Below are 26,408 nucleotides of genomic sequence, written 5' to 3'. Positions count from 1 at the left end.
TGCACACTTTTCGGCTATCAAGGATCGCCCCCGAAAGCCTCCGGAGATGTGCCGATGTTAGCCCCGACCCCCGCCTCGCCCGAATCCGCCGGCATGTCCAAGCAAGCCTTCGACCGCCTCGAGGCCCATATCAAGAACCGCTACGTCGACGCCGGCCGCTTTCCGGGAGCCCAGCTCCTGGTCTATCGCCGCGGCAAGGTGGTCCATTCCGCGGTGCAGGGCTTTGCCGATATCGAGCGCAAGGCGCCGATGAAGGACGACACGATCTTCCGCATCTATTCTATGACCAAGCCGATCACGAGCGCGGCCTTCATGATGCTGTTCGAGGAAGGCCGCGTCGCGCTCGACGAGCCCGTCCACAAATATATCCCGGAATGGAAGAACCTCGGCGTGTTTCAGGCCGGCACCGCGCCGGCGTTCCTGACCAGACCGCCATCGCGGCCGATGCTGATCGTGGACCTGTTGCGGCACACCTCCGGCCTGACCTACGGTTTCCAGCAGCGCTCCAACGTCGACGCCGCCTACCGCGAACTGAAGATCGGCGAGGTCGTCACATCCGGCACGCTGCAATCGATGGTCGATGGACTCGCCAAAATTCCGCTGGAGTTTTCGCCCGGCGAGGCCTGGAATTATTCGGTTTCGACCGACGTGATCGGCTATCTCATCGGCAAGATCAGCGGCATGCCGTTCGAGCAATTTCTCAAGGAACGGATCTTCGATCCGCTGGGCATGAGGGACACCGGCTTCTTCGTGCCGGCCGACAAGGTGCATCGTTTCGCGGCCTGCTACTCGGCCGATCCGAAAGGCGGCATGACGTTCCATGTCACCGACCGCAAGGGCGACCTGACGCTGCAGGACGACCCGACCACGAGTTCGTACTTGAAGTCGCCCTCGTTCATTTCCGGCGGCGGCGGCCTGTGTTCGACCACGGCCGATTATCTTACCTTCTGCCGCGCGCTGCTCAATGGCGGCGAACTCGACGGCGTCAGGCTGATCGGCCCGAAGACGCTGGCCTTGATGACGTCAAACCACCTGCCCGGCGGACGCGACCTGCCGGCGATGTCGCGGTCGCTGTTCTCCGAGGCGACCTATAACGGCATCGGCTTCGGTCTCGGCTTCTCCGTCACCATGAACCCCGCCCAGACGCTGATCCCCGGCAGTGCCGGCGAATATTCCTGGGGCGGTGCGGCCACCACGTCGTTCTGGATCGATCCCGCGGAAGAACTGATCGCCATTTTCATGACCCAGGTGCTGCCGTCGAGCGCGTACCCGATACGGCGAGAACTGCGCACCATGGTTTACGCTGCGATCACCGACAGCAACATCTAGGGACCTGTAGCACTCGCGAAGCTGGAACCGGCTGACGCGGCCAAAATCCTTGGCGGATGTGGGAGGCTCTCCTATGCTCGCGAGCATTCGGCACTCTCCTCGCGCCGAAGGCAGTGACACAGGAACCGCGTGCCAAAACCCTCCCTACCAGTGCGCCTTGCCCTTCTGGTCGCCGGGACCACCCTGCCACTGATTGTCTTCGCGACCGTGCTCGTCTTCAACGACTACGAGCAGGACCGCAAGGACGCTTCCCAGCGCGTCCTCGAGACCGTACGCAGCATCCGCCTGGTGCTCGATGCCGAGATGCAGCGCATGACGGGTGCATTGCAGGTGCTGGCGCTGACCAAGCCGCTGCGGGACGGCGATTTCGAGGGATTCCGCGGCATCGCCCAAGGCTTTCTTGACCAGTACCGCGACGGTGGCGTCGTGCTGGTGGCGGACCGCGAAGGCCGCCAGTTGTTCTCCTCTGTCAGCCCGGATACCGCAAGCCTGCCACCGCGGAACAACCGCGCCATCGTGGAGAAAGTCTTCGCGACAAGACACCTGCAGTACTCGAACCTGTTCACCGGTGCGGTGAAGAAGCAACCAATCGTGACGGTCGAGGTCCCGGTGTTTCGCGACGGCGAGGTCGTCTATGACATCTCGTTCAGCCCGCCGGTCGAGGTTTTCCAGGGCATCATCAACACACAGCGCCCGGGCAAGGATTGGACGATCTCGATCTTTGATCGCGAAGGCATCAATTTTGCGCGGGCGCCGAACCCACAGGCGTCGATCGGCAAGCGCGCCTCGCCGTCACTGTATGCCGAGATTTTTCGCACGCCCGAGGCAACCCTGCAGACGGTGTCGCTGGAAGACGAGCCGCTGATCACGAGTTTTGTACGATCCTCGCTCACCGGCTGGACGGTCGCCGCCGGCATCGCGGAAGGCTCGCTGGTCGGCCCATTGTGGCGCAAGCTCGCGATCACCAGCGTGATCGGCGGCGCGCTGCTGCTGACCGGGCTTGCGTTTGCGGTGCGGATGGCAACCACGATCGCCCGCGGCGAGATGCTGCACGACCTGCTGATCGAGGAACTCAACCATCGCGTCAAGAACACGCTGGCCATCCTGCAGTCGATCGCCACGCAGACGTTCCGCGGCGCGAGCAAGACCGAGCGCCAGACATTCGAGGGCCGGCTCGGCGCACTGGCGGAAGCGCACAATCTACTGAGCAAGCAGAAATGGCAGGGCTCGGATTTGCAGGATCTGGTCGGCCGCGTCCTGCAGCCTTACGTGCTCAACAGCCCGGAACGGGTGCGCGTGTCCGGGCCGAGGGTTCCGCTGTCGCCGCGGCTTTCAGTCGTGCTGTCGATGATCATCCACGAGATCGCCACCAATGCCGCCAAATATGGCGCGCTGTCGAACGACACCGGGACTGTCCGGCTCGACTGGAAAGCCGTTACCGAGAACGGCAAACCGAAACTGCGGCTGGTCTGGGTCGAGTCCGGCGGTCCCATCGTCACGGCGCCGGTACAGCGCGGTTTCGGTTCGCGCCTGATCGAACGCAGCGCCCGTGACCAGCTCGGCGGCGAAGCCACCATCGACTTTCTGCCGCGCGGCGTGGTCTGTACGGTGATCTGCTCGCTCGAGGATGAAGGCTAACCTCAGCCGAAATTCTGCAGGCCCGGAAACGCCTCCAGCAGCCAGATGCTGACGGAGGAGATTGCGCCGGTCAGAAAGGCGATGCCGGTCAGCACCATCAGCACGCCCATCGCCCGCTCGACACTGGCGAGATGCCGCTTCATGCGCGAGAACAGCGCGGAGAACCGTTCGACCATCAGCGCCGCGATCAGAAAGGGGATGCCGAGACCCGCGGAATACACCGCGAGCAGGCCGGCGCCTTTTGTCACCGTCGCCTCGGCGGCGGCCACCGACAGGATGGCGGCGAGGATCGGGCCGATGCAGGGCGTCCAGCCGAACGCGAACGCCAGCCCCATCACATAGGCGCCCCACAATCCCATCGGCTTTGGAATCGGCAACCGCCCTTCCCGCATCAAAAAGCCGATCCGCGTCAACCCGAGGAAGTGCAGGCCCATGACGATGATCACGATGCCGGCGACGATCGAAAGCTCCGCCGACCAGGCGCGGATCAAGGCGCCGATCAGCGAGGCGCTGGCGCCGAGCGCCACGAACACGGTGGAAAACCCGAGCACGAACATGGCAGCCGATATCATCACCGCACGCTGTGAGGACGACACCGTCTCCTCATTCTCGAGGTGCTCGATGGTCGCGCCCGTGAGGTAGATCAGATACGGCGGCACCAGCGGCAGCACGCAGGGCGACAGAAAGCTGACCAGGCCGGCAATCAGCGCCGCGGGGATCGAGACATCGTGAATCATGCAGTCGTCGCCATCGTTGACAATTTTGCGGCTAGTGGACCCATCGCCGGGCCTGGGGGTGCAAGGGTGGGACACTGGTCGGGAGCGCGGGCCGACCCGGTCTGATGTACCGGATGCCCGAGAATGCGCAACCGAGCAGCGCCGGCGCGGAGGGTTTCACCGCCGCCGACGGCGATTTTTCCGATCAACAATGCGGCATTGCCCCTCGCCGCCATCGTGAGGGGAGCGGAACCGGGGGAGCCGGGAGCCGAACCGCGCGGCTACTTGACCAGTTTCAGCAGCGGGCGGCGACGTGGCGGCGGTTTCGGGTACTGCAGCCGTTCCGCGGCGGTGTCATCCTGCACCACCGCATCGCACAAAGCCCTCAGTTCCTGGTCGGTAATCCGATTGAGCTTCATCCGAAGCTCGAGAATCGCCACCGACACCAACTGGGCGGTTTCCCGGTTGGAGCTGTCGATCAGACCCGCCCGGCACTGCTCGAGTGTCGCGAGAATCACACGCAATCGTTCTTCTGAATTAGCCACCAGTGTTTCTTCCATAGCCCAGCTTGCGAGGTAAAGTCGGTTCAATCAAATCGTCTGTTTCAAATGCTTCTGCTGAAATTCCGGTGAAGCCAGAATAGCACGATAGGCTGTTCCGTTTGAACCTCATTTCGTCGCGACATGACTCAAAATGACAAGGCTCAAAATGACAAGGCTCAACATCCTCAGCCCAGCCGACGGAGAGCGCCGTGCGCTTGAAAAACGCGGACTCGCCGATGATGCGGATGAAGGCAACCGGACGTTCGGTTCCGCGCGAAGGATCCAGAACCTTTCCGCAACTGTCCAGCGCACCATCGGTCTTGAAAACAGGGTGGTTGGAAATCGTGGGTTTGGAAATAACAAAAGAGCGCGGCGTCGCCGGATCTTCCTGCTGCGTGTTTGCAAACAGGACGACCGGAACGCTCGCTGCGTTAGCGCAGATCCCCAAGCTTACGATTGAAGGCACGCAGCTCCCCTGTCCGGCGACGGTATGGTCTTAGGGCCGCCGCGCCCTCGCGTTCCCGGGAAACCGGTCTGACCGTGAGAATAGATGTCGAAATCCGCTGCCCCGAACCCGGCATGGTTGTGATTTCCCTTGTCTTCTGCCAAGTTTAGCGCGCGGAAAGGGCTGTGTATGCGTCTGGTACTGGAAAGGGGCGTTCCTCAGGAGGAACGCCGAAAAGCCGCTCTCGGCAGTCTCACCGATTGGGACGCGGCCAGGATTTTCCTGGAAGTGGTCCGTTGCGGGAGTTTCCGGTCCGCCGCTGAACGGCTCAACCTGTCCATCAACGTCGTTCGCCGCCGAATCGACGATTTCGAGCGGCAGATCGGCGCCACCCTGTTCACGCGCGACGTCCATGGCACCCGCCTGACCGACGAAGGCTCGCTGGTGGTATCGGCCGTCGAACGCATGGAGTCCGCGTCGTTCGACCTGCTGCGCGCCGGCAATTCCGTCGCCAACACGCTTTCGGGCGAAGTCCGGGTGGCCGTTACCGAAGGCCTTGGAACCTTCTGGCTCGCCCCTCGCCTGGTCGAATTCCAGCAGGCCTTCCCCAACATTCTGGTCGACCTGCACTGCGCGATGCGTTCGGCCGACGTGTCGCGGCACGAGGCCGACATCGCGATTCACCTGTCGCGGCCGGAGGCGCTGGACGTCAAGCTCGTCCGGCTCGGCCGGATGCATTTGATGTTCTTTGCCAGCGAGAAATACCTCGAAACCCACGGCGCCCCGCGGACGCCGGACGAACTGGTGAAGCACCGGCTGGTGATGCAGGTCGCCGATCAGACCGCCGCCAAGGAGGCTTTCGCGAGCCTGTTTCCCGGCTACTCCCAGCGGGATTTGCTGGTGATGAGAACGAATGTAAGCAGCGCCAATTACTGGGCGGTGGCCAACGGCGCCGGAATCGGGGTATTTCCGACCTATGCCTGCGCGCTTGACGGGAAGATAGTACCTCTTGAGGTTGAACTGCGCCGGCCGTATGATATTTGGCTGTCCTATCATCCCGGCAGCGGCCGGATTCCCCGGGTACGGCACATGATCGACTGGCTGATAGAAGCCTTTAACCCTGCAAAATTCCCGTGGTTTAAAGACGAATTCATCCATCCACGGGAATTTAAACCGGTATATAAGGGTGAATCCCTGACCCATCAGTTCGGGGACTTTTCGACCGAAGGACGGTAGAACCAGAATGAACAAATCAGCGGCAAAGAAGATGAAACAACGCAGTGCCGGCAAACCCGACATTGAGCTGGGCAAGCGAATCCGGCTACGGCGCGTCGAACAAAAGATCTCGCAGGCGGAGCTCGGCGACAAGCTTGGCGTCAGCTTCCAGCAGGTCCAGAAATACGAGAAGGGTGTCAACCGCGTCGGCGCCGCCCGCCTTCAGCAAATCGCCACCGCGCTCGACGTGCCCGTCACGTTCTTCTACGACGGCGACGGCAAGGCGCGCGAGGTCGAAAGCCTGCTGTTTCTCGACAGCGCTTTCAGCCTGCGTTTGCTGCGGGCCTACAGCAAGATCAAGGATCAGACCGTCCAGCGTCAGCTGGTATCCTTGATGGAATCGATCGCCGCGAACGAAGACTAGACCGCGAGGCCGCTTGCGGCCTCGCTACTCTGGCTTCTCGCTACACTTGCTTCTCGCTACTTTGGCTTGCAGCACCGCGGCGATCAATCAACGCGATCTGGTCCGCCGGCGTTTCATCGCCGCGCCAGGCGATATGCTGGTCCGGCCGCGTCAAGAGCAGTCTGCCGCCATAGGAAGTGGCGGCCCTTGGCCGTCGCAGGTCTTGCAGCCGCACCGGGTGGCCCCCGCAAACGTCGGCCCGACCGGTCCTGCGCCGACAAATCAGCCCATCGCACTCAGTCATCGCGAGCATCGAAAACGCCTTGCGACGCCGGCTTCACCTGACACATTAGATTAGACCAGAGGCTCCGGATCATCAGTCCAGTTCGATGCCCGACTTCTTGACGATCGCCTCCGCGTCCAGCAGCATGGACCCACTCAGGGGATATTTTGGGTTCGGCGAACGCAGTCAGCGAACCACATTAGCCGCAGTTGTGACATATCAAAGACCACCAAAGTCCAATGCGGCTTTTGTGGCGGCGCCACAGCAGCCAATATCGACTTAATCAGTACGCGACTCTCATGGGCTATTTTCGCAAAAACGCGATTTTCGAACCCGCATGCCGCTCCGTTGGTTCGGCCGCAACGGCCGAGCCTTGTTGATTTCATCCAGCGTCCCCACGGCGACTTCCGTCGGCGCGGCGCATTCCCGAGGGCATCAAAATGCGAAGAATGACGATCATTGCCGTTGCCACGATGCTCGCAACGGCCTCGGCGTATGGCCAAAACACTGGCACCGCGGGGCAAGGCCCCGCTTCCGCGCCGGCCCCGGCCAAGCAGGTGCCGGCGGCGCCATCGACCGCCGCTGCCGTCCCCGCGCACGCCGCACCGCAGGCAAAACCGGCTGCTGCCGCGTCCACCCCCGAATTGCGTTCGGCGGCGGCCCTGGCGCTCTCGCATGAGCCGACCTACGACGAAGGTACCGCACAGCGAATCAGGGAAGCGGCGCTGAGTTATTCGGATCTGGCGGTGCGCGGCGGATGGCCGGCGATTCCCGCCGACGGCAAATTCGCCGTGGGCGTCCAGGGGCCCAATGACGATCTGCTGCGCCGGCGTCTTCTCATCACCGGCGATCTCGCCGCCGACAAGGCCACCGGTCCCTATGACGACGCCGTCGCCGAGGCCGTAAAACGTTTCCAGGTGCGCCACGGCCTGGCCGCGACGGGAACAGTGACGCCGCGAACGCTTGCCGCCCTCAACGTTCCCGTGCAGAAGCGGATCAAGCAGCTCGAGGCGTCGCTGGAGCGCCTGCAGAACATGAATTTCGCATTCGGGCAGCGTTACGTCGTCGTCAACCTTCCCGCGACCTTCGCCGAGGCCGTCGAAAACGATCACGTGGTGCGGCGTTATCGGGTGATCGTCGGCAAGACCGAAAAGCCGTCGCCGACGCTGACCGCCGAAATCACTAGCGTCAATCTCAACCCGACCTGGACCGTCCCGTCCTCGATCGCGAAGACCGAAATCTCCGCGCATATGCGCAAGGACCCGACCTATCTCGCGCGCCTGCACATGGAGGTGCTGGATTCGCACGACGCGCCGATCGATCCGCATTCGGTGGACTGGTCCGGCACCCACACGCCGAACTTCACGGTGCGCCAGCAGAACGGCGCGTGGAATGCGCTGGGAGCCGTCAAGATCGACATGCCGAACCCCTATTCGGTCTACATGCACGACACCAACCAGCGCAATCTGTTCAGCGACGACTACCGCTTCGACTCGCACGGCTGCTCGCGCGTCGACAATGTCCGCGACCTCGCCGCGTGGCTGTTGCAGGAGGAGATGCCAAAATGGAATCGCGCCGCGATCGATGCGGCGATCGCGACCGGCGAGCGGCTGGATATCCCGCTGCCGAAGAAGGTCCCGGTGGCCTGGATCTATTTGACGGCGTGGATGACAAAAGACCAGACCGTCCAGTTCCGCAACGACATCTACGACCAGGACGAGCAGCTTCTGGAAGCCACCGCCGAGGAAGCGGCGTTCTTCAACCAGGCCGCCAATCATCCGCTGACGGCGCATCTGGCGCAGTGAGCGGCGCGCACTGAACGGCAGACCTTCATTGCGAACGAATACAGGATCAAGCAGTTTACCATGGGTCACCGATTTTGACCCGACGGGCAAATCACCTCGGCAATCTGGAGGCGCAATGGCAGGGAAGCGTCCTTAACACCTAATGGTAGATCGCTTTGGTGAGCGACAGAAAATCATGAATCATTTGAACGGAGTTGGCAGAGTATGGGCCCGTCACATCGCGCGAACCCAATTCAGATGGTCGGCCGGTTTCCGCTTTGGTTTCGCATTCCGGACTTAAGTCGCGCATTAGGGCACTTCCGAAAAGTGCAACAGCGGACTTATGTGTTGACGGCGACCTCGGTCTGACGACGCGCTCCGAGGCGGCTTTGGAGCCGCCTCGTTTCATCTCTCGTATGCTCACTGGCAGGCGTACATCTGTCCGTCGTCAAGCTTGGTCATGGTACGCTGACGTTCCCGGCCGCGTTGAAGTTGTTCTTCACATTATATCCTGAGTCGTGCAGATTTTTGATATACATCTCGCGGTCGCTGTTACTCACACCGCCCCAAGCTGGGGATGGGTAACCGCCGTAGTAGGCCGCCCTGGCGCCCCGAACACTTTCACCGTAGTAAGGACCACCTGCGTAGTAACCTGTGCGGTAGGGGTTGCCTCCCCATCCCCAGTTAGGTGAGGTGGCCGCGACCGCGCCAGCCGTGCCGACCGCTGCGGCGCCTGCGCCGACTACACCGGCGCCGTAAACAGCCCGCCGCGTCTGCCGGCCCGCAACCCTCGCGGGGGGAGCCCTATTGCCGACGTTCCAAGGTTCTTGGCCCCCGATGTTGGAAGGTCCGGTGCCACTCAGTGACGTGGGACCGCCCGCCGTGCCTTGAGCAAAAGCCCATGTTCCCGAGAGCAAGAACGTCATAGCGACTGCCATAGTTGCGATTTTCATGGTCGTCTCCTTCTGTTTGGTTCCTTTCTGTTGGGTCAAGCCGCGCCGCGCTACAATGACCGTGAACACTGTTGCGTGCTCCACAGAAGACTATGAAGTGGTCGTCTTGTGTCTATGCGAAAGCGGCAGAACGTTGCTCCCTCGCGATCTCGTGAACGGCATGCAACAGGCTGTCCGCCTTCACATTGTGCCGAAACGTGGGGATTTCAGGCCCCAAAGGGGACCCGTAATCAGCCCCGCGGCCCGTCCCTATCTGTTCGCCTATGACGCGAGCAGTCAGCTGTGTCGCGGTGAGGACAGCTAGCAGTACATGCGGGTGACCGATTGAGTGTCATGCGCCGCCTCGCGCATCGACAATGTCCGCGACCTCGCCGCGTGGCTGTTGCAGGAGGAAATGGCGAAAATGGAATCGCGCCGCGATCGATGCGGCGATCGCGACCGGCGAGCGTCTCGATATCCCGCTACCGAAGAAGGTCCCGGTGGCCTGGATCTATTTGACGGCGTGGATGACAAAAGACCAGACCATCCAGTTCCGCAACGACGTCTACGACCTGGACGAGCAGCTTCTGGAAGCGACCGCCGAGGAAGCGGCATTCTTCAACCAGGCCACCAATCATCCGCTGACGGCGCATCTGGCGCAGTGAGGGTCGCGCACCGAACGGCAGACCGTCATTGCGACCGAATACAGGATCAAGCGGTTTACCATGGGTCACCGATTTTGACCCGGACGGGCAAATCACCTCGGCAATCCAGAGGCGCAATGGCAGGGAAGCGTCCTTAACACCTAATGGTAGATCGCCTTGGCGAGCGACAGAAAGTCATGAATCATTTGAACGGAGTTGGCGGAGTATGGGTCCGTCACATCGCGCGAACCCAATTCAGATTGGTCGGCCGGTTGAGCCGGCACCCGGTGAGCGGACATCGTCAGGCTGTCCCGGCATGTCCGAAAAGTGCCAAAAGCGGAAGTGGCCCGCTTACACGGACCGTCTATCGTAGTGATCGGTGAGCGCGCCTATCGCTGATATTTACCGAGTTAAGAGGATCGAAAACCAGTGGGGTCGACAGTCAGGTTCGAGACGACGTAGTCGATCTCACCACGCGCGATGCCGATGTCCATTAACTCGCCGTCCGTCAGCCGGCACAGCTTGGTTCGCAGCCTCTCGCGTTTGCGCCACTCACGAAACGCATCCCAATATGCATCGAGGGGGCTGTAATACTGCCGCCTTGCCGTTGCCGGTCCAAACTCAGTGGTCCCGTGGATCATGCTCATTGCGGTGTGTCCAGGTTGGGCTATTTCACCAAACGAAGTTGCCAGCACATCCGTTGGCGCGCTTAACAGCTGGCTTACATTTTCCTCACCGACAGCTTATTCTCAGCGCTCCAGGGGCTTCAGAGGTGCCCCCCGAGAAGGAATGGCAGCTTGCGTTTTCTCTTTGAGGATTACGCATTGGATACCGACAGGCGCGAACTGCACCGCGCAACGGACGTGATTGTTGTCACACCCCAGGTGTTCGATCTGCTTGATTACCTGATCCGAAATAGGGAGCGCGTCGTCAGCAAAGACGACCTCATCAACGCCGTTTGGAACGGTCGCATCGTCTCAGATGCAGCGCTGACGACCCGCCTGAATGCTCTCCGGAGCGCAATCGGCGACACGGGCGAGAAACAGCGCTTAATCAAAACATTGCCGCGCAAAGGTTTCCGCTTCGTTGGTGCAGTGCAGGAAGACGAGGGCCGCACAGTTGCGCCGCCTGGCTCAGTGGTGCATAGCGGCGCCGTGACGCCGATCCACCCTTCAGCGCCGCGTCTTTCCATCGTGGTGCTGCCCTTCGCAAATATCGGCGGCGATCCGGAGCAAGACTACTTCATTGATGGTGTGACCGAGAGCCTGACCACGGACCTGTCACGCATCAATGGTGCGTTCGTGATTGCGCACAACACCGCCTTCACGTTCAAGGGCAAGGCAGTCGATGTAAAGAAGTTGGGACGTGAGCTGAACGTCCGCTATGTGCTCGAAGGCTCGGTGCAGCGTGGTGGCAACCGCCTCCGGATCAATGTACAATTGATCGACGCCGAAACCTGCGCGCACCTGTGGGCTGACCGTTTTGACAAACCTATCGCCGACTTGTTCGATATGCAGGACGAAATCGTATCGCGGCTCGCCAACACGCTACATGCGCAGCTCACCGTGCAAGAGGCAACGCGATCAGAACGATCCCCGCACCCCAATTCAATGGACTTGTATTTCCAGGGTAGAGCTCTGCTGTACAAGGGTTGGACACCTGATTACCTGGCGCAAGCGAACGAGAGTTTTGAACGGGCGTTGGTCCTCGATCCCGACAATGTCGACGCGATGGTTTGGACAGCGGCCATCCATTTGATCGTTGGATCCAGCTACATGTCGGACGAAAAGGTCTGGCGAGTCGCAGCCGCCGAGGCAAACCTGTTCAAGGCGCTATCCCTCGCGCCGAACCATACCTGGGGCCATCTGGCGCTGGGTGCCTTGCTGAATGCTACAAACCGGGGTGCTGAGGGTATCCACGAGTTCGAGCGCGCGTTGGCGCTGGATAGCAATCTGGCTGAGGCGCATGCGGAAATCGGCTGGGCCAAGTATTTTATGGGCCGAAGCGCGGAGACGGAGGCGCATGTAAATGAAGCTTTTCGCCTGTCTCCGCGCGATATTCACGCTTACCGCTGGATGATGATGATCGGCTTCGCCAAGCTGCAGCTCAACGCCGATGTCGAAGCACTCGACTGGTTCCGCCGCAGTATTGAGGCAAACCGGAATTCCTTTGCGCATTTTGGGCTTGCCGCCGTACTAGCGCTGCTTGGCGCACTCGATGAAGCAAAGGGCGCTGCGAAGACGCCGCGGCCTTTGCGGTTCAATCGCTGACGCCGGTAGAATACTGGTTCGCCCGCTTTCGCGGGCGATGACGACTGATTATGGAGCGCGCCGCGTACATGAAGCCTGAAAAAGCGCCGCCCCCTACAGCGCTGCGAGCACCGCCCTGGCGATATCCGCGGTGCCGTTCTTGCCGCCGAATTCCATCGGCTTGGTCCCCTCGGCATAGGCCTTGTCGACCGCCCGCTCGATGCGCTCGCCGGCCTCGGCGGCCTGCTCCAGCCCGTGCCTGTCGGCGAGCCAGTCCAGCATCATCGCGGCCGACAGGATCATCCCGGTCGGATTGGCCTTGCCCTGCCCCATGATGTCGGGCGCGGTGCCATGGCAGGGCTGGAACACCGCGTGGGTGTCGCCGATATCGGCCGACGGCGCCATGCCCATGCCGCCGATCAACCCCGCGGTCATATCGGAGAGGATGTCGCCGAACATGTTCTCCATCACCATCACGTCGAAATCCCAGGGGCGTTTGACCAGAAGCGCCGAGCAGGCATCGACGTAGAGCCGGTCGGCCCTGACATCCGGGTGACGTTGGGCGGCTTCGTCGAACATCTCACGAAAGAACGCAAAGGCCTTGAACACATTGGCCTTGTCGACGCAGGTTAAACCGCCATTGAGGCGTCCGCGCGCCTTGCGGCGTTCGGCGAGGCGAAAGGAAAACTCGAACAGCCGCTCCGAGGTTTTTCGCGTGATGACCAGCGTTTCGCGCGCCTCGGTATCGGTGACGACGCCCTTGCCCATCGAGGCGAACAGGCCCTCGGTGGATTCCCGGATCACGACCAGATCGATGCCGCGCTGGTCGGCACCGACGATCGGGCTGGGGACACCGGGAATGAGCCGCGCCGGCCGCACGCCGGCATAGAGGTCGAAATGGAAGCGCAATTCGACCTGCGGCATGATCTCGGTGTTGTCGGGGTAGCGCACCGACGGCAGGCCGCAGGCGCCGAGCAGGATCGCATCGGCCTCGTCGCACAGCCGCACGGTGGAGTCCGGCATCGACTTGCCGGTTGCGAGATATTCGTTGGCGCCGGCGGGCGCCTCGGTGAAGCGAAACTTCAAGTCCGTGGTCGCCTCGATCTTGCGTAGCACTTCAAGTGCCGGAGCCATCACTTCAGGGCCGATACCGTCCCCGGCCAGCACGGCGATGTGAAGCGCGTTGTTAGCGGACATTGGAATCTTTCCTCATGGCAGCAACGAGATAGTCGATGAAGTGCAACGTCATTGCGAACGAAGCATCGGAAGCTTTCATTCCGGGGCGAAGCGAAGCATCGAACCCGGAATCTCGAGATTCCCCGATGCGCAATTGCGCATCTGAGGTCTGGTGCTAACGCACCATCCCGGAATGACAGACGCCTACGGCGTCAACACCGCGCGGCCGACCAGCCGGCCCTTCTGCAGCTCGACCAGCGCCACGTTGGCTTTTGCCAGCGGCATCGGCGTCACCGGGATCGGCGCGATCTTCTTGGAGCGGACGAGGTCGAGCAGTTCCTCCGTCTCCCGCAGGTTGCCGACATAGCTGCCCTGGATGGTGAGGGCCTTGATCGGGATCAGCGGCAGCGCGAAGGTCGCGCCGCCGCCGAACAGGCCGACGATGACGAGCTTGCCGCCCTTGCTGAGGCAGTCGAAGCCGAGCTGCGTGGTCTTGGCGTTGCCGACCAGATCGATCACCGCGCGGATCGGCCCGCCGGCTTTCTGGGCCAGCTGCTCGAGCGCGTCGGCGGCGCCGCCGTCGACGGTCGCAAGCGCGCCGGCCTGCTCGGCGGCTTCGCGCTTGCGCGCGTCGATATCGACCACGATGGCGCCCTTGCCGCCCATCGCCTTCAACAGCGACAGCGCCATCAGGCCGAGGCCGCCGGCGCCGATGATCACGATCGGGCTGCCGAAGTCGGCCTCGACCTTCTTCAGCGCGCTGTAGGTGGTGACCCCCGAGCAGGCGTAAGGCGCCGCGGTGACGGGATCGAGACCCCTGAGGTTCAGGAGATATCTGGGATTCGGCACCGTCATGTGGTCGGCATAACCGCCGTCGCAGTAGACGCCGAGCGAGGCCGGCTTCAGGCACATGTTCTCGTCGCCGGCCAGGCAGGTGGCGCACTTGCCGCAGCCGATCCAGGGATAGACCAGCGCGACGTCGCCGATCTTGAGGTCGCCCGTGTCGGAAGCCTTGACGTCGGGTCCGAACGCCACGATTTCGCCGACCGACTCATGGCCCATGGTCCGCGGCAGCGATACGCCGCGATCCTTCAAAGAGAGCGGCTTGCGGCCATGGCCGAGATCGTAGCCGCCTTCCCAGATGTGCAGGTCGCTGTGGCAGACGCCGGCCGCCTTCACCTTGATCAGCACCTGGCTTCCCGTCGGCTGCGGGGTCGGCTGATCGACCTCCTTCAAGGGGGCGTTGAACTCGGCAACCATAAAACTCTTCATCGCTTCTCTCCCGTCGTTCTTGCTCTTGGGCAGACCCTGCCACGCAAATCCGGGTCAGTTGTTAGAGGGTTAGCCGGCTGCGATCAATGGATGATGGCAGGCGGCGAACTGGCCGGGCGCCACCTCGCGCAGTTCCGGCACTTCGTCGCTGCAGCGCTGGTCGGCGCGGGGGCAGCGGGTGCGGAAGCGGCAGCCCGACGGCGGCGACATCGGCGACGGCGGCTCGCCGACTGCCACGCTTTCGGCGGGCCGCACGTCCGGATCCGGCACCGGAATCGCCTCGATCAGCAGCGCGGTATAGGGATGCGCGGGATGGGCAAACACCTGCCCGGACGGGCCGACCTCGCACAGCCGGCCGAGATACATTACCGCGACCCGGTCGCTCACCGCCTTCACGACCGCGAGATCGTGGGCAATGAACAGCAGCGTCAGCCCGAAGCGCGCCTTCATGTCCTCCAAGAGATTGAGAATTTGCGCCCGGATCGAAACGTCGAGCGCCGACACCGGCTCGTCGCAGATGACAAATTCGGGGTTGAGGACCAGCGCGCGCGCAATGCAGATACGCTGGCATTGACCACCGGAAAATTCATGCGCCAGCCGCCCCATCACCAGCGAGGGGTCGAGACCGACGGCGCTCAAGACCTCGCGGACCAGTTCCTGGCGTTTCCCGGCATCGCCGACGCCGGCGATGACCAGCGGCTCGGCGACGATATCGCCGATCCGCCGCCGCGGATTGAGCGAGGCGATCGGGTCCTGGAAGATCAGCTGGACGCGCTGGCGCATCTTCCGCAAGGCGTCGCCGCGCATCGCCGTGAGGTCGTGGCCGTCGAACAGCACCCGCCCCGATTCCGCCCGGCGCAATTGCAGCACCGCGCGGCCGAGCGTGGACTTGCCGCAGCCGGACTCGCCGACCAGACCCAGCGTCTCGCCGCGCGCCACCTCGAGGCTGACGTCGGACACCGCGTGGATGGTCTTGCCGCCGACGGCATACTCGACGACGAGGTTTTGCACGCTCAGGAACGGATCGCGCGAAGGGGATGGACGAACATCCTGCTTCATCCGCCCACCCTGACCGGCGCCAGAATCGGATGGAAGCAGGCAAATTGGTGCACGGGGGATTCCGCCGCCGTCAGCAGGGGCTTTTCGCGATGACACAGCCCGGCCGCAAAGCGGCAGCGCGGCGCAAACGAGCAGCCTTGCAGCGGCCGGGTCGGATCGGGCGGGCGACCGGAGATCGCCGGCAGCGGCGTATGCGGGGCGGCGTCAATCCTGGGGATCGCCGCCAGCAGCGCTTGCGTATAGGGCATATGCATGTTCTTGAACAGCAACGGCGTCGGCGCCCGTTCCACGAGGCGGCCGGCATACATCACCGCGGCTTCGTCGGTGCGGCCGGCGACGACGCCGAGATCATGGGTGATGATGATCATTGCCATATGACGCCGGCGCTGCTCTCGCGCCAGGAGATCGAGGATCTGGGCCTGAATGGTGACGTCGAGCGCCGTGGTCGGCTCGTCGGCGATCAGCAGTTTCGGTTCGCAGGACAGCGCAATCGCGATCGCCACCCGCTGTCGCATGCCGCCCGACAGTTGATGCGGATATTGCGCGAGCCGCTGCTCGGGCGCGGGAATGCCTACCGCCGCCAGCAATTCCGTGCTGCGCCGCTTCGCCGACGCACCGTCGAGCTCGAGATGCTCCTGCAGCGTTTCAATCAACTGGGTGCCGATGGTCAGCACCGGATTGAGCGAGGTCATCGGATCCTGGAACACGACCGCGAGCGAGCGGCCGCGCAGCCTGCGCAGGCGTTCGCGATCGAGCCGCACGAGATCCTGCCCGTCGAACATCACCCGCCCCGACAATTTTGCCTTTTTCGGCAGCAGCTGCAGGACCGCGCGCGAGAGCATGGTCTTGCCGCAGCCGGATTCGCCGACGATGCCCAGGGTGCGGCCGGCGCCGACGGTCAGGTCGACATGATCGACTGCGCGGAGATTGCCCCGCGGGGTCGGCAGATCAACCGAGACATCCTCGACGGAAAGCAATGCCGGTCCGGTCACAGCGCGCCCTGCCTCGGATCGGTGAGCGCCCTCAAGCTGTCGCCTATCAAATTGAACGAAAGCACGGTCAGGAACATCGCGATCGCGGGAATGAAGGCGAGCCGAGGGGCAATTTCCAGGCTCTCGCGGCCCTCCCCGATCATGCTGCCCCAGCTCGATACCGGCGGCGGCACCCCGAGCCCCAGGAACGACAGCGCGCCTTCGGCGACGATGGTGACGGCAACCCCCAGCAGAAAGAAGGCAAGCAGCGGCAGCAACACATTGGGCAGCAGTTCGCGCAGCAGGATGCGGGCATGAGTGGCGCCCAGCGCCTGCGCAGCGATCACGAATTCGCGCCGCGCCAGCGTCAGCGTTGCCGCGCGCGCGACGCGCATGAACGCGGGAATGCCGAGCACGCCGAGAATGCAGGTGAGATTCAACAATGACTGTCCGAGATAGGCGGTCACCGCCAGCGCCAGGATCAGCGGCGGAAACGCCAGCAATACGTCCATGCTGCCCACGACAAGGGATTCGAACCGGCCTCGGAAGTAGCCGGCCAGCATGCCGAGCGCGCCGCCGATCGCGACCCCGATCACCGGCGCGCAAAGGCCCACCGTCAGCGAGACCCGCGCCCCTTGGATCAGTCGCGCCAGTTCGTCCCGTCCGAGGCCATCGGTGCCGAGCCAGTGCTCCCATGACATCGGCGCCCGGCGCTCAAGCATATCCATGTCGGTCGGACTGGGCAGCGGCAAAACGTCGGCGAGCGCGGCGGCGGCCAGAATGACAACCGTCCAGCCGACCGCCGCCCAGAACAGCGGCCCCAGCCGGCGCGTCCGCCCTGCCGGGCTGACGACGCCGCCCTCGTTGATGCCAAGTTCAAGCGTGGCCATGGCGGATCCTGGGATCGAGAACGGCATAGAGCATGTCGACGACGAAATTCATCATGACGAACCCGCCGGCCACGACCAGCACCACGCCCTGCAAAATGATGAGGTCGCGGGTGTAGATCGCAGCAACCAGAAGCCGGCCGATCCCCGGCAGCGCGAAAATCGTCTCCACGATCAGCGTGCCGCCGATCAGACGGCCGATGTTGATCCCGGTGATGGTGATCAGCGTCAGCGACGAGGGTTTCAGGGCATGCACGAACAGGATGCGCGAGGCCTTCAATCCCTTGGCCTTGGCGAGCGCGATGTAGTCTTCCTGCAAGGTCGCGATCATGTCGGACCGCAGCACGCGCATGATCCCCGGCCATTCCGCGAGCGCCAGCGTCAGCGCCGGCAGTACGATGAAACGCAAATTCGCAACCGGGTCTTCGCCGAACGGCACGTAGCCGGTCGCCGGCAGCCAGCGCAGCTCGACCGCGAACAGATAGATCAGGAGAATCGCGGACAGGAAAGTCGGCACCGACAGCATGCCGAACGCGCTGCCGGTCATGAAGCGGTCGAAGGCACTGCCGCTGCGCACCGCGCAGGCGATCGCGACGGGTACGCCGATGGCAAGACCAAAGAACTCGGCAAAGAACATCAGTTCGAGCGACACCGGCAGCCGCTCGGACACGGCCTGCAGTACGGTCTGTCCGGTGCGGAACGAGCGGCCGAAATCGCCTTCCAGGACATGGCCGAGCCAGCTCAGATAACGCCACCAGATCGGCTGATCGAGCCCCATGTCATGGCGCAGCGCCGCCACCTTCTCCGGTGTCGCCTGATCGCCCAGGATCACGTGAGCGAGATCGCCCGGCAACAGCGAAGCGATCAGGAATGTCAGCAGCGATACCGCAACCAGAACCGGCAGAAGGTACAGCAGCCTGCGAGCGACGAAGCCCAGCATCGGCCGCTATTCCATCCAGACGTTGGAAACGTCGATCACGCCGCCGTAGATCTTCGGCAGGTCCTTCAGCTTGGCGCTCGATATCGCGTAGTAGGTATTCTGGAAGGTCCAGAACCAGATCGCCTCCTGATTGATCAGCCGGCTGATCGCACAATAATCCTCGGTACGCGCGGCGATGTCGGCGGTGGTGCGCGCATGCTCGAGCAGGTGATCGAGCTCCGGGCTCGAATAATTGGCGAGCGCGACCGGGCTGCCGGTGTGGAAATTCGCATACATCTGCGGATCCGGGTCGGCGAGATCGACGATCCGCCACGGCGTCAGCTGGAACTGCCGCATGAAGGCGCGCGGCACGACGGTGGCCTGGTCGATCTGCTCGATCTCCATGTTGGCGCCGACCCGCTTCCAGAACTGCTGCAGGATCTGGCCGGTGTTACGTCCGCGCGGTGTCGCGGTGACGATCATCTTGAAGTCCACCGGCTTGCCGTAATCCTTGATCAGCGCCTTGGCCTTCTCGACGTCGCTGGGAAGCGCACCGTCGTCCTTGCATTTGACCCAGGAGCCCTCGCCGTAGGGGTTGGAGGCCGGCCGGCTGAGCCCATTGGTCAGGGCCTGCGACATCTTGTTGCGGTCGATCGCCATCACCAGCGCCTGGCGCACCCGCACATCGTCGAACGGCGCGGCCTTGGTGTTGAAGGCATAGACCGCAGCGCCGGAGCCCGCATAGGTGTGGACCGTCATCTTGGGGTCCTTTTGCGCCTTCTGGATATTGTCGGCGTCGACCTCGTCGTCCCAGATGATATCCGCCTCGCCCGATTGCAGGCTGGCGAAGCGCGACTGCGCGTCCGGCAGCGGCTTCAGAACGATCCGGTCGAGATAAACATGTCCCTTGTCCCAGTAGTCCGGATTCTTTTCGAGAACCATACGGTCGCCCGCGGTCCAGGATTTGAGGACATACGGTCCGGTACCGACGGGATTGCGATTGTAGTCGTCGCCCTTGGTCTTCCACGCCGTCGGCGAATGAATGACATTGTTCGAACTCTGCAGGGTGAATACCGCCGGCAAGTTCGCCGCTGGATCGCTCAGATTGTAGACCGCCGTCAGTTCGTCCGGCGCCTGCACGTCGTGGATGTAGGCGATGTAGAAGGCGCAGCGGCATTTATTGGCCGGATCCTTTTGGCGGTCGAAATTGGCTTTCACCGCTTCGGCGTTGAACGGCGTGCCGTCCTGGAACTTGACGCCGGGCCGCAGCTTGAAGGTCCAGGTCTTGAAATCATCGGAATGCGCCCAGGACAGCGCAAGCTTCGGTTGCGCGTCTCCCTTGTCGTCGAGGGTTGTGAGCGTGTCGAAAATCGCCGCCGCGGCGGTTTCGGTCGAGGTGTCGTAAACGCCGACCTTCAAGGGATCGAAACCGGGAATATCGAACTCGAGGCCGACGGTGATGCTGCCGCCCGGCTTCTGCGCGTGCGCCGCACCTGCCAACATGGCCGCGCCAAATGCCGCACCAAGGAATATTTGCGCGAGCTTGCGCGCACCGATCGCCGCGGTCATGCCATCTCCTCCCAGAGCGCTACGTCCGGTATTCCGGATCGCTCTAACTGTTGGCGAGCTTGGCCGGAAACATTGACCGCCGCAAGGCCGAGAAGCGTATGCCGGATGAAAAGCCGCAGAGGATGCGACGCGCGCTTGCCGTCAGCGCAGTTCCGCCGCCAGCGGCTTGCCGGAGAAGGCGGCGATTTCGTCCTCCGAAAGGCCGGCCTCCCTCAGCAGCGCAACGGTGTGCTCGCCCAAGGTCGACATCCGCTTTGCCGCGGACACGGTGGTGCCGGACATGCGGAACGGCAGGTTCAAGACCTTGAACGTGCCGCCGCCATCCCTGACCTCGGACAACGCGCCGCGATGGACGATCTGCGGATCGTTCAGTGCTTCGGCTACCGTGCGATAGGCGGAACAGGGAACGCCATGACCGTTCAACGCGGTGAGGCATTTTTCCGTCGTCAGCGTGCGCGACCACGCCTCGACGCCGCTCATCAGATCTCCCCAGTGATCGCGGCGGTCGGAATATTTGGCAAAGCGCGGATCGGAGACCCATTCGGGATGACCGACCACCAAGGTCAGGCTCTGGAACGTCTTCTCGCTGGCGACCGCCAGCATCACATATCCGTCTGCGGTCTCGACGGGGCCGAACAGCGGCCGCTGGCTCGGCTTCACTTCGAATTGCGACCACTGCAATTCGTTCAAGGTCAGGCTGAGCATCGATTCCAGCATCGAGACGTCGATGTGCTGGCCTTTCCGGGTGCCGTGACGCTGATACAGCGCCGCCGAAATGGCGCCGAACGCATAGACGCCGGTGAGAACGTCGGCGTGATAGATGCCGCAGTAATCCGGGCGGGATCGCCCGGGCTGATAGGCCAGATGCGCCATCTCGTAGCCGGAAGCGGCATGGATGACCGGCGCATAGGCCGGCAGCTCCGCCGACGGCCCGGTCTGGCCGTAGCCGGAGATCGAACAATAGATCAGTTTCGGATTGAGCTCGTTGAGCGATCCATAGTCCAGCTTCAACCGGCGCATCACGCCGGGGCGGAAATTCTCGACCAGGACATCGGCGGTTGCGACCAGCCGGCGGACGATTTCGATCGCGTTTGGCGATTTCAGATCGAGAACGAAGCTCTTCTTGCCGACATTGAGCTGACCGAACACGGTGGAGCAGCCGTTACGGACCGGCGGGCGGGTCCGCATCGTCTCGCCTTCGGCCTGTTCGATCTTGATCACCTCCGCGCCCATGTCCGCGAGCATCCGGGTACAATGCGGACCGGCGATCGTGGTTGAAAAATCCAACACGCGAAGACCCGCGAAGCTCTTTGTCAAATTAGCCTCATCGTTTGCCGCTATCGTCATCGATCGAGAACTCCCTCCGGCCGCGCACGCCTCGGGCCGCGGCAAGACCCTAAATGGCGCGGCTCGACGGGGGAAGCGTTTCCCAACGAACCTTGAAGACTCTGGCGAAGGCCAGGCCCGATCCCAACTTCAACCCAGAAGAGAAACTGGAATCGTTCTTGCATTAATTTACGTCAGAGCGGGCCACGAGAGGGCTGTTTGAGAGTTCTGTTCGTCACAACCGAGATGGACGACTTTGTCCGCGTGGGCGGGCTCGCTGCCGTTTCGGCGGCCTTGCCCCGGGCACTGCGGCTCTGGGCCGACGTCAGGATCCTGCTGCCGGGCTATCGCGACGTCGTCGAACAATTCACGCATATTCAAATCGTTGGCCGGTGCCCGGCGATGGCGGAAATGCCCGCCTGCACGCTTGGATTGGCGGCGACCAAAGACGGCCTGCCCGTCTACGTTCTTCTCTGTCCGCAGCTCTATGATCGCCCAGGCAACCCCTATGGCGACACGTCCGGCCGCGACTGGCCGGACAACGATATCCGCTTCGGACGATTTGCCTCGGTCGCGGCTGAGCTTGCCGCAGGCAGTCTGGACAAGAACTGGGCAGCGGACCTGGTTCACGTCAATGATTGGCAGGCCGCGCTCGTGCCGGCCTATCTCGCCTGGAACAAGATCAGGATTCCCACCATCCTGACCATCCACAACCTCGCCTATCAGGGCCTGTTTCCCAAGGAGTCGCTGCGGCGGATCGGCGCGCCGGAGGACTCCTTCCATATCGAGGGCCTCGAGTTTTACGATAAATTATCCTTCCTCAAAGGCGGCCTGATCTACGCCTCGCATCTGACCACGGTCAGCGAGACCTACGCCAGGGAGATCACCACGCCCGAACTCGGCTGCGGCCTGGAGGGCCTGCTCCGCCGCCGCTCCGATGCAGCTCAGTTGACGGGGATACTGAACGGCATCGACGAGAGTTGGGATCCGCGGCTCTGCGCGCAACTGGCGCAGCCGTTCGCGCCGGGCGACTGGGAAGGCAAGCAGGCGAACTCCGATTATGTCCGCCAGCAGTTCGGGCTGGCGCTGTCGCGCGGTCCGATCTTTGGCCTGGTGGCGCGCCTGGTTCACCAGAAGGGCGTCGATCTGGTCCTGGCCGCCGCCGACGAGATCATTGAGTCCGGAGGACAGATCATCGTGACCGGCAGCGGCGAACCCGACATCGAGCAGGCGCTGGTCGACGCGCATCGCCGCCGGCCGGATGCGATCGGGGTGGCCATCGGTTTCCATGACGGTCAGGCGCGGCGGATTTTCGCCGGCAGCGACTTTACCCTGATGCCGTCGCGCTTCGAGCCTTGCGGGCTGAGCCAGATGTATGCACAGAAGTTCGGTTCGCTGCCGATCGGTCACCAGACCGGCGGACTGGCGGAAACCATCACCGACGGCGAAACCGGCTTCCTGTTCGACCGGCCGTCGACCGAATCCTTCCTCGGCGGGGTCAGGCGCGCCTTCGCGACCTTCATGGCGAAGGATCGCCTCTACTCCATGCGCCGCAGCGCGATGTCGCGATCGTTCAGCTGGGACATTTCGGCGGCCTGCTACAACGCGCTCTACCGCAAGGCGCTATCTCTTTGAGCGGCGGTACACCGCCTCACTCCGCCGGCTTCTTCTGCTCGTCATCGGCAATGGCGCGCCAGGCCGCGCCCTCGAGATGGTCATACTGCCCGCTGTTGAGCGACCAGAGGAATCCGAGCAGGCCGACGAGCCCCAGTCCGAGCGCCAGCGGCACCAGAATGACCATCACTTCCATCACGCTCTCCTGTGCGCGACGCGGCGGGCGCGAAGCGCGTTCGAGAACGATGCTGAACTGAAAAAACCACGGCCCTGGATCTGCGGGAGCTTCAGCCGCCGGAACAATCCGCGAGCGCCTTGAGCACATCCCTGCGCGCGATGATCCCGGCCAGCCGATGCTCATCGTCGATTGCCGGCACGCTCCTGATGCGGTGATCGACCATGAGCTGCAGCACCCGGGTCAGTTTCGTGTCGGTCCGGACATAGATGAATTCCGAGGTCATGACGTCGCCGACGGTCCGGCTCATCAACTGCTCGTAGGGCGGAACCATCTGGCTCGGCGTAAAGATGAAGCACTTCAGGATGTCGAACTTGGTGACGATTCCGATCACCTGCCCGTCTTCTTCGACCGGATACGAGTTGAAATCGTCCCGTTCGAACATGTCGCTGAGCTCGCGGACCGTTCGTTCGCGCGTCACAGTCTTGGCTGCGCGCGTCATATAGCCGGCAACGGTCTGTTCGAGGAATTTGTACAGGGCCAAGGCGCGATCCGATCGATTCCGAGGTTGAAGGCGTTAGCTTCTAGTGCGACAGCAACACGCAGCGCGCGGGTTGCGTGATGAGATGCTGCGTCATGCCGCCGAGTATCAATTCGCGGAAGCGCGAATGACCATAGGCGCCGGCGACAATGAGTCCGGCCCCGAGGTCGGCCGCAATTCCGTCCAGCTGCGCGGTAGCGCCGCGGTCCTCATCCTTCTCCGCGAGGAGCTCGGAGGCGGAAACGCCGTGACGCGACAGCCACGCCGCGACATCGCGCACCCGCGATGCGGCGGCCGATCGGCTGTCTTCATTCTCGAGGATTTCGGCGATGGTGACGTTCTTGGCCTTGCGCAGCATGGGCAACGCATCGGCGACCGCCCGTCTCGCCTCCGTCGTGTCCTTCCAGGCCACCAGCACGCTTCGCAAGTCGAGCCAATTGGCAGAATCGGGAACGATGAGCAGCGGCCGACCGGCCTGCATCACCAGATCCTTCGAGCTCGCCTGCGCCAGAGGGTCCGACAGCGCGCGCGGGTCCGCGCCGCTGACGATAATGTCGGCGCAACGCGCTTCGGGCAGGATATAGCGTGCCGGGAAATCGATGGCGCTCCGCCATTCGACATGCGTGGCCCGATTTTTTACGGTTTGACGAAACTGGACTTCCAACTCCCCGATGCGCTTTTTGATCGAGGCCCGTCCCTCGTCGATCGGGTCCTGGGCCAGTTCGCCCGACGTGAAATAAAGGGGTGGGCTGAACTGCGACGCCGCGATGCCGACGATGGCGGCATCAAACCGTTCGGCGAGTTCCCCCGCCGCTTCGAGACGCGCCGCGTTCGACTGATCAAGCGCCAGGCTGACCATGACGGTCGCGTATGTCATCTGAAAATCTCCATTGCATGGAGCTATTTTTAGGCACGGAATCGAAGGGCAGGATGAGATAGATCAAAGTGGCGGCAACTCTCTGCGCAATTCGCAAGGCCACTGCCCGGCTGGCGCGAGGCCGCAAATCGAGCCGGGGACACTCCATCCAGGCCAAGCGTTTCCGGTCCATATGTTTCTGTCCATGCCTAAGTGCAACGAAATTGTGAATCCAGCACCAAAGTTTGGGCTCCATGGGGCTTTTCGGACGGCAATCTGGTGTAGGATCGATTGGCCTGCAGTTCGCCGGAGCCGCTCTGGCGGACGCCGGGAAAGGGAATTGAAAGCTTAGGCGTGACCGGCATCACCCAATCGTCGTCAAAAGAGCATTTTCAACTCCAGATGGAGGGATTCGGCGTCGGAACCTGGGATCTCGATCTTTCCACGCGAGAGCTGGAGTGGTCGGCTACCACGCGAAGCCTGTTTGGCATCACCCGCGAACAGCCGGTATCCTACGAACTGTTTCTGTCCCTGCTCGAATCGGAGGATCGCCGGGGGACGGACCTGGCCATCCGTAAAGTCGCCGAGACCGGCGGCAATCTCGACGTCTCCTTCAGGGTTGGCGCGAGGCACAAACCGGGACAATGGATTCGCGCCCGCGGCGGCCTGATCAGGGACGAAGCTGGGGTGCCACGCCATCTCAGCGGCATCGTTCTCGATATCGACGAGGAAAAGCACATCGAGGATGCGCTGAGAACGCGCGAGAGCCATCTGCGCTCGATCCTCGACACGGTGCCGGACGCCATGATCGTGATCAATGGCTATGGCGTCATACAATTCTTCAGCATGGCGGCCGAACGGCTGTTTGGTTACTCCGAACAGGAAGCGATCGGCAGGAACGTGAGCGAGCTGATGCCGATGCCGGACCAGGCACGCCACGACGGCTATCTGGCACGCTACCGATCGACCGGCGAACGGCACATCATCGGCATCGGACGGATCGTGACCGGCAAGCGCAGGGATGGGACGACGTTTCCGATGCACCTGTCGATCGGCGAGATGCAATCGGGCGGCGAGCCTTATTTCACCGGGTTCGTGCGCGATCTGACCGAGCATCAGCAAACCCAGGCGCGGCTCCAGGAATTGCAATCCGAACTGGTCCACATTTCGCGGTTGAGCGCGATGGGCGAGATGGCGTCCGCGCTTGCCCACGAGCTCAATCAGCCGCTCGCCGCCATCAGCAACTACATGAAGGGTTCGCGCCGGCTGCTTTCGGGCAGCACCGACCCCAATGCGGCCAAGATCGAAAATGCCATGGACCGCGCCGCCGAACAGGCACTTCGCGCCGGCCAGATTATCCGCCGGCTTCGCGACTTCGTTTCACGCGGCGAATCCGAAAAGCGCGTCGAAAGCCTCTCGAAACTGATCGAGGAAGCTGGCGCGCTAGGCCTCACGGGCGCCCGCGAGCAGAACATCCAGCTGCGCTTCAATCTGAATCCGGAGTTCGATCTGGTCCTGGCGGATCGGGTCCAGATCCAGCAGGTGCTGGTCAATCTGTTCCGCAATGCGCTCGAGGCGATGGCGCAGTCGCCGCGACGAGAGCTTGTTGCCTCCAATTCCAAGGTCGGGGACGACATGATCGAGATTGAAGTGTCGGATACCGGGTCCGGTTTCCACGACGACGTCAAGGCCAATCTGTTTCAAACCTTCTTTACGACAAAGGAGACCGGGATGGGGGTAGGGCTTTCCATCAGCCGGTCGATCATCGAAGCCCATGGCGGACGGATGTGGGCCGAAAGCAACGCTGCGGGGGGTGCGACTTTTCGCTTCACCCTGCCGTCAGCCGCGAACGAGAGTTGATTC

Annotated in this window: 24 protein-coding genes; 9 read left to right on the top strand and 15 right to left on the bottom strand. The window is 62.7% G+C overall.

All coding sequences use genetic code 11. The features are described 5' to 3' along the window. Positions 1–54 precede the first annotated feature (54 nt). A complete protein-coding gene (locus tag B5525_RS21395; RefSeq protein ID WP_079567771.1) occupies positions 55–1,329 on the top strand; it encodes a serine hydrolase domain-containing protein in 1,275 nt (424 codons plus the stop codon). Between the two features lie 129 nt (positions 1,330–1,458). Next, entirely contained in the window at positions 1,459–2,967 is a 1,509-nt protein-coding gene (locus B5525_RS21390) for a sensor histidine kinase (RefSeq protein WP_079567770.1), read from the top strand. Positions 2,968–2,969: 2 nt separating this feature from the next. On the opposite strand, the gene B5525_RS21385 is transcribed toward B5525_RS21390, so the two are convergent. The 3 genes from B5525_RS21385 to B5525_RS44180 all read right to left on the bottom strand — a co-directional run bounded on the left by B5525_RS21385 (position 2,970) and on the right by B5525_RS44180 (position 4,691). Then, complete coding sequence (locus tag B5525_RS21385; RefSeq protein WP_079567769.1) at positions 2,970–3,704, bottom strand: cytochrome c biogenesis CcdA family protein; 735 nt, start codon at positions 3,702–3,704, stop codon at positions 2,970–2,972. Between the two features lie 260 nt (positions 3,705–3,964). Further along, positions 3,965–4,243 carry a hypothetical protein gene (locus B5525_RS21380; protein WP_079567768.1) on the bottom strand — a complete coding sequence of 93 codons (279 nt, stop codon included), beginning with the start codon at positions 4,241–4,243 and terminating at the stop codon, positions 3,965–3,967. Further along, positions 4,221–4,691, bottom strand: coding sequence for a hypothetical protein (locus B5525_RS44180; RefSeq protein WP_154073351.1), 471 nt, complete (start codon positions 4,689–4,691; stop codon positions 4,221–4,223). The genes B5525_RS21380 and B5525_RS44180 overlap by 23 nt, the downstream gene beginning before the upstream one ends. A gap of 168 nt (positions 4,692–4,859) precedes the next feature. Between B5525_RS44180 and B5525_RS21375 the strand changes: the two genes are divergently transcribed. The 4 genes from B5525_RS21375 (at position 4,860) to B5525_RS21355 (ending at position 9,952) form a co-directional block, all read left to right on the top strand. Next, positions 4,860–5,906, top strand: a complete 1,047-nt coding sequence (locus B5525_RS21375) for a LysR family transcriptional regulator (RefSeq protein WP_079567767.1) — start codon at positions 4,860–4,862, stop codon at positions 5,904–5,906. A gap of 7 nt (positions 5,907–5,913) precedes the next feature. Then, positions 5,914–6,309, top strand: a complete 396-nt coding sequence (locus tag B5525_RS21370; protein WP_154073350.1) for a helix-turn-helix domain-containing protein — start codon at positions 5,914–5,916, stop codon at positions 6,307–6,309. A 711-nt stretch (positions 6,310–7,020) separates the two neighbouring features. After that, a complete protein-coding gene (locus B5525_RS21360; RefSeq protein WP_244567532.1) occupies positions 7,021–8,376 on the top strand; it encodes a L,D-transpeptidase family protein in 1,356 nt (451 codons plus the stop codon). 1,288 nt (positions 8,377–9,664) lie between these two features. Further along, positions 9,665–9,952, top strand: coding sequence for a hypothetical protein (locus tag B5525_RS21355; protein WP_079567764.1), 288 nt, complete (start codon positions 9,665–9,667; stop codon positions 9,950–9,952). Between the two features lie 389 nt (positions 9,953–10,341). Here B5525_RS21355 and B5525_RS21350 read toward each other — a convergent pair whose 3' ends face one another. Continuing rightward, the gene (locus B5525_RS21350) at positions 10,342–10,578 is read right to left on the bottom strand and encodes a DUF1127 domain-containing protein (RefSeq protein ID WP_079567763.1); all 237 of its coding nucleotides are present in this window, start codon (positions 10,576–10,578) and stop codon (positions 10,342–10,344) included. Between the two features lie 150 nt (positions 10,579–10,728). Between B5525_RS21350 and B5525_RS21345 the strand changes: the two genes are divergently transcribed. Continuing rightward, positions 10,729–12,201, top strand: coding sequence for a winged helix-turn-helix domain-containing tetratricopeptide repeat protein (locus tag B5525_RS21345; RefSeq protein WP_079567762.1), 1,473 nt, complete (start codon positions 10,729–10,731; stop codon positions 12,199–12,201). 93 nt (positions 12,202–12,294) lie between these two features. On the opposite strand, the gene B5525_RS21340 is transcribed toward B5525_RS21345, so the two are convergent. From B5525_RS21340 to B5525_RS21305, 8 genes are all read right to left on the bottom strand, one after another. Then, positions 12,295–13,377 (bottom strand): isocitrate/isopropylmalate dehydrogenase family protein, encoded by a 1,083-nt coding sequence (locus tag B5525_RS21340; RefSeq protein WP_079567761.1) that lies wholly within the window; start codon positions 13,375–13,377, stop codon positions 12,295–12,297. A 183-nt stretch (positions 13,378–13,560) separates the two neighbouring features. Beyond that, a complete protein-coding gene (locus tag B5525_RS21335) occupies positions 13,561–14,628 on the bottom strand; it encodes an alcohol dehydrogenase (protein WP_079567760.1) in 1,068 nt (355 codons plus the stop codon). Between the two features lie 69 nt (positions 14,629–14,697). Then, complete coding sequence (locus B5525_RS21330; protein ID WP_079567759.1) at positions 14,698–15,687, bottom strand: ABC transporter ATP-binding protein; 990 nt, start codon at positions 15,685–15,687, stop codon at positions 14,698–14,700. Continuing rightward, complete coding sequence (locus B5525_RS21325; protein WP_079567758.1) at positions 15,684–16,679, bottom strand: ABC transporter ATP-binding protein; 996 nt, start codon at positions 16,677–16,679, stop codon at positions 15,684–15,686. The genes B5525_RS21330 and B5525_RS21325 overlap by 4 nt, the downstream gene beginning before the upstream one ends. Continuing rightward, positions 16,676–17,548 (bottom strand): ABC transporter permease, encoded by an 873-nt coding sequence (locus tag B5525_RS21320; protein WP_079567757.1) that lies wholly within the window; start codon positions 17,546–17,548, stop codon positions 16,676–16,678. Before B5525_RS21320 ends, B5525_RS21325 begins: the two co-directional genes overlap by 4 nt. Beyond that, positions 17,535–18,485, bottom strand: coding sequence for an ABC transporter permease (locus B5525_RS21315; RefSeq protein WP_079567756.1), 951 nt, complete (start codon positions 18,483–18,485; stop codon positions 17,535–17,537). The genes B5525_RS21320 and B5525_RS21315 overlap by 14 nt, the downstream gene beginning before the upstream one ends. A gap of 6 nt (positions 18,486–18,491) precedes the next feature. After that, complete coding sequence (locus tag B5525_RS21310) at positions 18,492–20,033, bottom strand: ABC transporter substrate-binding protein (RefSeq protein WP_079567755.1); 1,542 nt, start codon at positions 20,031–20,033, stop codon at positions 18,492–18,494. Between the two features lie 141 nt (positions 20,034–20,174). Further along, positions 20,175–21,380, bottom strand: a complete 1,206-nt coding sequence (locus B5525_RS21305; protein WP_079567754.1) for a CaiB/BaiF CoA transferase family protein — start codon at positions 21,378–21,380, stop codon at positions 20,175–20,177. 225 nt (positions 21,381–21,605) lie between these two features. On the opposite strand from B5525_RS21305, the gene glgA reads away from it, so the two are divergent. After that, positions 21,606–22,994, top strand: a complete 1,389-nt coding sequence (gene glgA, locus B5525_RS21300; RefSeq protein ID WP_425305318.1) for a glycogen synthase GlgA — start codon at positions 21,606–21,608, stop codon at positions 22,992–22,994. A 16-nt stretch (positions 22,995–23,010) separates the two neighbouring features. Here the strand turns inward: glgA and ccoS are convergent, their stop codons facing one another. From ccoS to B5525_RS21285, 3 genes are all read right to left on the bottom strand, one after another. Next, the gene (gene ccoS, locus B5525_RS21295) at positions 23,011–23,169 is read right to left on the bottom strand and encodes a cbb3-type cytochrome oxidase assembly protein CcoS (RefSeq protein ID WP_079567752.1); all 159 of its coding nucleotides are present in this window, start codon (positions 23,167–23,169) and stop codon (positions 23,011–23,013) included. A gap of 91 nt (positions 23,170–23,260) precedes the next feature. Next, the gene (locus B5525_RS21290; protein ID WP_079573631.1) at positions 23,261–23,686 is read right to left on the bottom strand and encodes a CBS domain-containing protein; all 426 of its coding nucleotides are present in this window, start codon (positions 23,684–23,686) and stop codon (positions 23,261–23,263) included. Positions 23,687–23,732: 46 nt separating this feature from the next. Beyond that, entirely contained in the window at positions 23,733–24,566 is an 834-nt protein-coding gene (locus B5525_RS21285; RefSeq protein ID WP_079567751.1) for a universal stress protein, read from the bottom strand. Positions 24,567–24,947: 381 nt separating this feature from the next. Here B5525_RS21285 and fixL point away from each other — a divergent pair, with 381 nt between their 5' ends. Continuing rightward, the gene (gene fixL, locus B5525_RS21280) at positions 24,948–26,405 is read left to right on the top strand and encodes a sensor protein FixL (protein WP_154073859.1); all 1,458 of its coding nucleotides are present in this window, start codon (positions 24,948–24,950) and stop codon (positions 26,403–26,405) included. Positions 26,406–26,408: the final 3 nt, after the last annotated feature.

Source organism: Bradyrhizobium erythrophlei (assembly GCF_900129505.1).
GTDB classification, from domain to species: domain Bacteria; phylum Pseudomonadota; class Alphaproteobacteria; order Rhizobiales; family Xanthobacteraceae; genus Bradyrhizobium; species Bradyrhizobium erythrophlei_D.
The sequence above is the reverse complement of the archived record's forward strand: the minus strand, read 5'-3'. Positions and strand labels throughout refer to the sequence as shown.

Bases quoted from the DNA above. Each gene is read 5' to 3' on its own strand.
- B5525_RS21395 (WP_079567771.1), top strand. From the start codon at position 55: ATGTTAGCCCCGACCCCCGCCTCGCCCGAATCCGCCGGCATGTCCAAG.
- B5525_RS21385 (WP_079567769.1), bottom strand. From the start codon at position 3,704: ATGATTCACGATGTCTCGATCCCCGCGGCGCTGATTGCCGGCCTGGTC.
- B5525_RS21380 (WP_079567768.1), bottom strand. From the start codon at position 4,243: ATGGAAGAAACACTGGTGGCTAATTCAGAAGAACGATTGCGTGTGATT.
- B5525_RS21375 (WP_079567767.1), top strand. From the start codon at position 4,860: ATGCGTCTGGTACTGGAAAGGGGCGTTCCTCAGGAGGAACGCCGAAAA.
- B5525_RS21370 (WP_154073350.1), top strand. From the start codon at position 5,914: ATGAACAAATCAGCGGCAAAGAAGATGAAACAACGCAGTGCCGGCAAA.
- B5525_RS21360 (WP_244567532.1), top strand. From the start codon at position 7,021: ATGACGATCATTGCCGTTGCCACGATGCTCGCAACGGCCTCGGCGTAT.
- B5525_RS21355 (WP_079567764.1), top strand. From the start codon at position 9,665: ATGTCCGCGACCTCGCCGCGTGGCTGTTGCAGGAGGAAATGGCGAAAA.
- B5525_RS21350 (WP_079567763.1), bottom strand. From the start codon at position 10,578: ATGAGCATGATCCACGGGACCACTGAGTTTGGACCGGCAACGGCAAGG.
- B5525_RS21340 (WP_079567761.1), bottom strand. From the start codon at position 13,377: ATGTCCGCTAACAACGCGCTTCACATCGCCGTGCTGGCCGGGGACGGT.
- B5525_RS21335 (WP_079567760.1), bottom strand. From the start codon at position 14,628: ATGAAGAGTTTTATGGTTGCCGAGTTCAACGCCCCCTTGAAGGAGGTC.
- B5525_RS21330 (WP_079567759.1), bottom strand. From the start codon at position 15,687: ATGAAGCAGGATGTTCGTCCATCCCCTTCGCGCGATCCGTTCCTGAGC.
- B5525_RS21320 (WP_079567757.1), bottom strand. From the start codon at position 17,548: ATGGCCACGCTTGAACTTGGCATCAACGAGGGCGGCGTCGTCAGCCCG.
- B5525_RS21315 (WP_079567756.1), bottom strand. From the start codon at position 18,485: ATGCTGGGCTTCGTCGCTCGCAGGCTGCTGTACCTTCTGCCGGTTCTG.
- B5525_RS21310 (WP_079567755.1), bottom strand. From the start codon at position 20,033: ATGACCGCGGCGATCGGTGCGCGCAAGCTCGCGCAAATATTCCTTGGT.
- B5525_RS21305 (WP_079567754.1), bottom strand. From the start codon at position 21,380: ATGACGATAGCGGCAAACGATGAGGCTAATTTGACAAAGAGCTTCGCG.
- glgA (WP_425305318.1), top strand. From the start codon at position 21,606: ATGGACGACTTTGTCCGCGTGGGCGGGCTCGCTGCCGTTTCGGCGGCC.
- ccoS (WP_079567752.1), bottom strand. From the start codon at position 23,169: ATGGAAGTGATGGTCATTCTGGTGCCGCTGGCGCTCGGACTGGGGCTC.
- B5525_RS21285 (WP_079567751.1), bottom strand. From the start codon at position 24,566: ATGACATACGCGACCGTCATGGTCAGCCTGGCGCTTGATCAGTCGAAC.
- fixL (WP_154073859.1), top strand. From the start codon at position 24,948: ATGGAGGGATTCGGCGTCGGAACCTGGGATCTCGATCTTTCCACGCGA.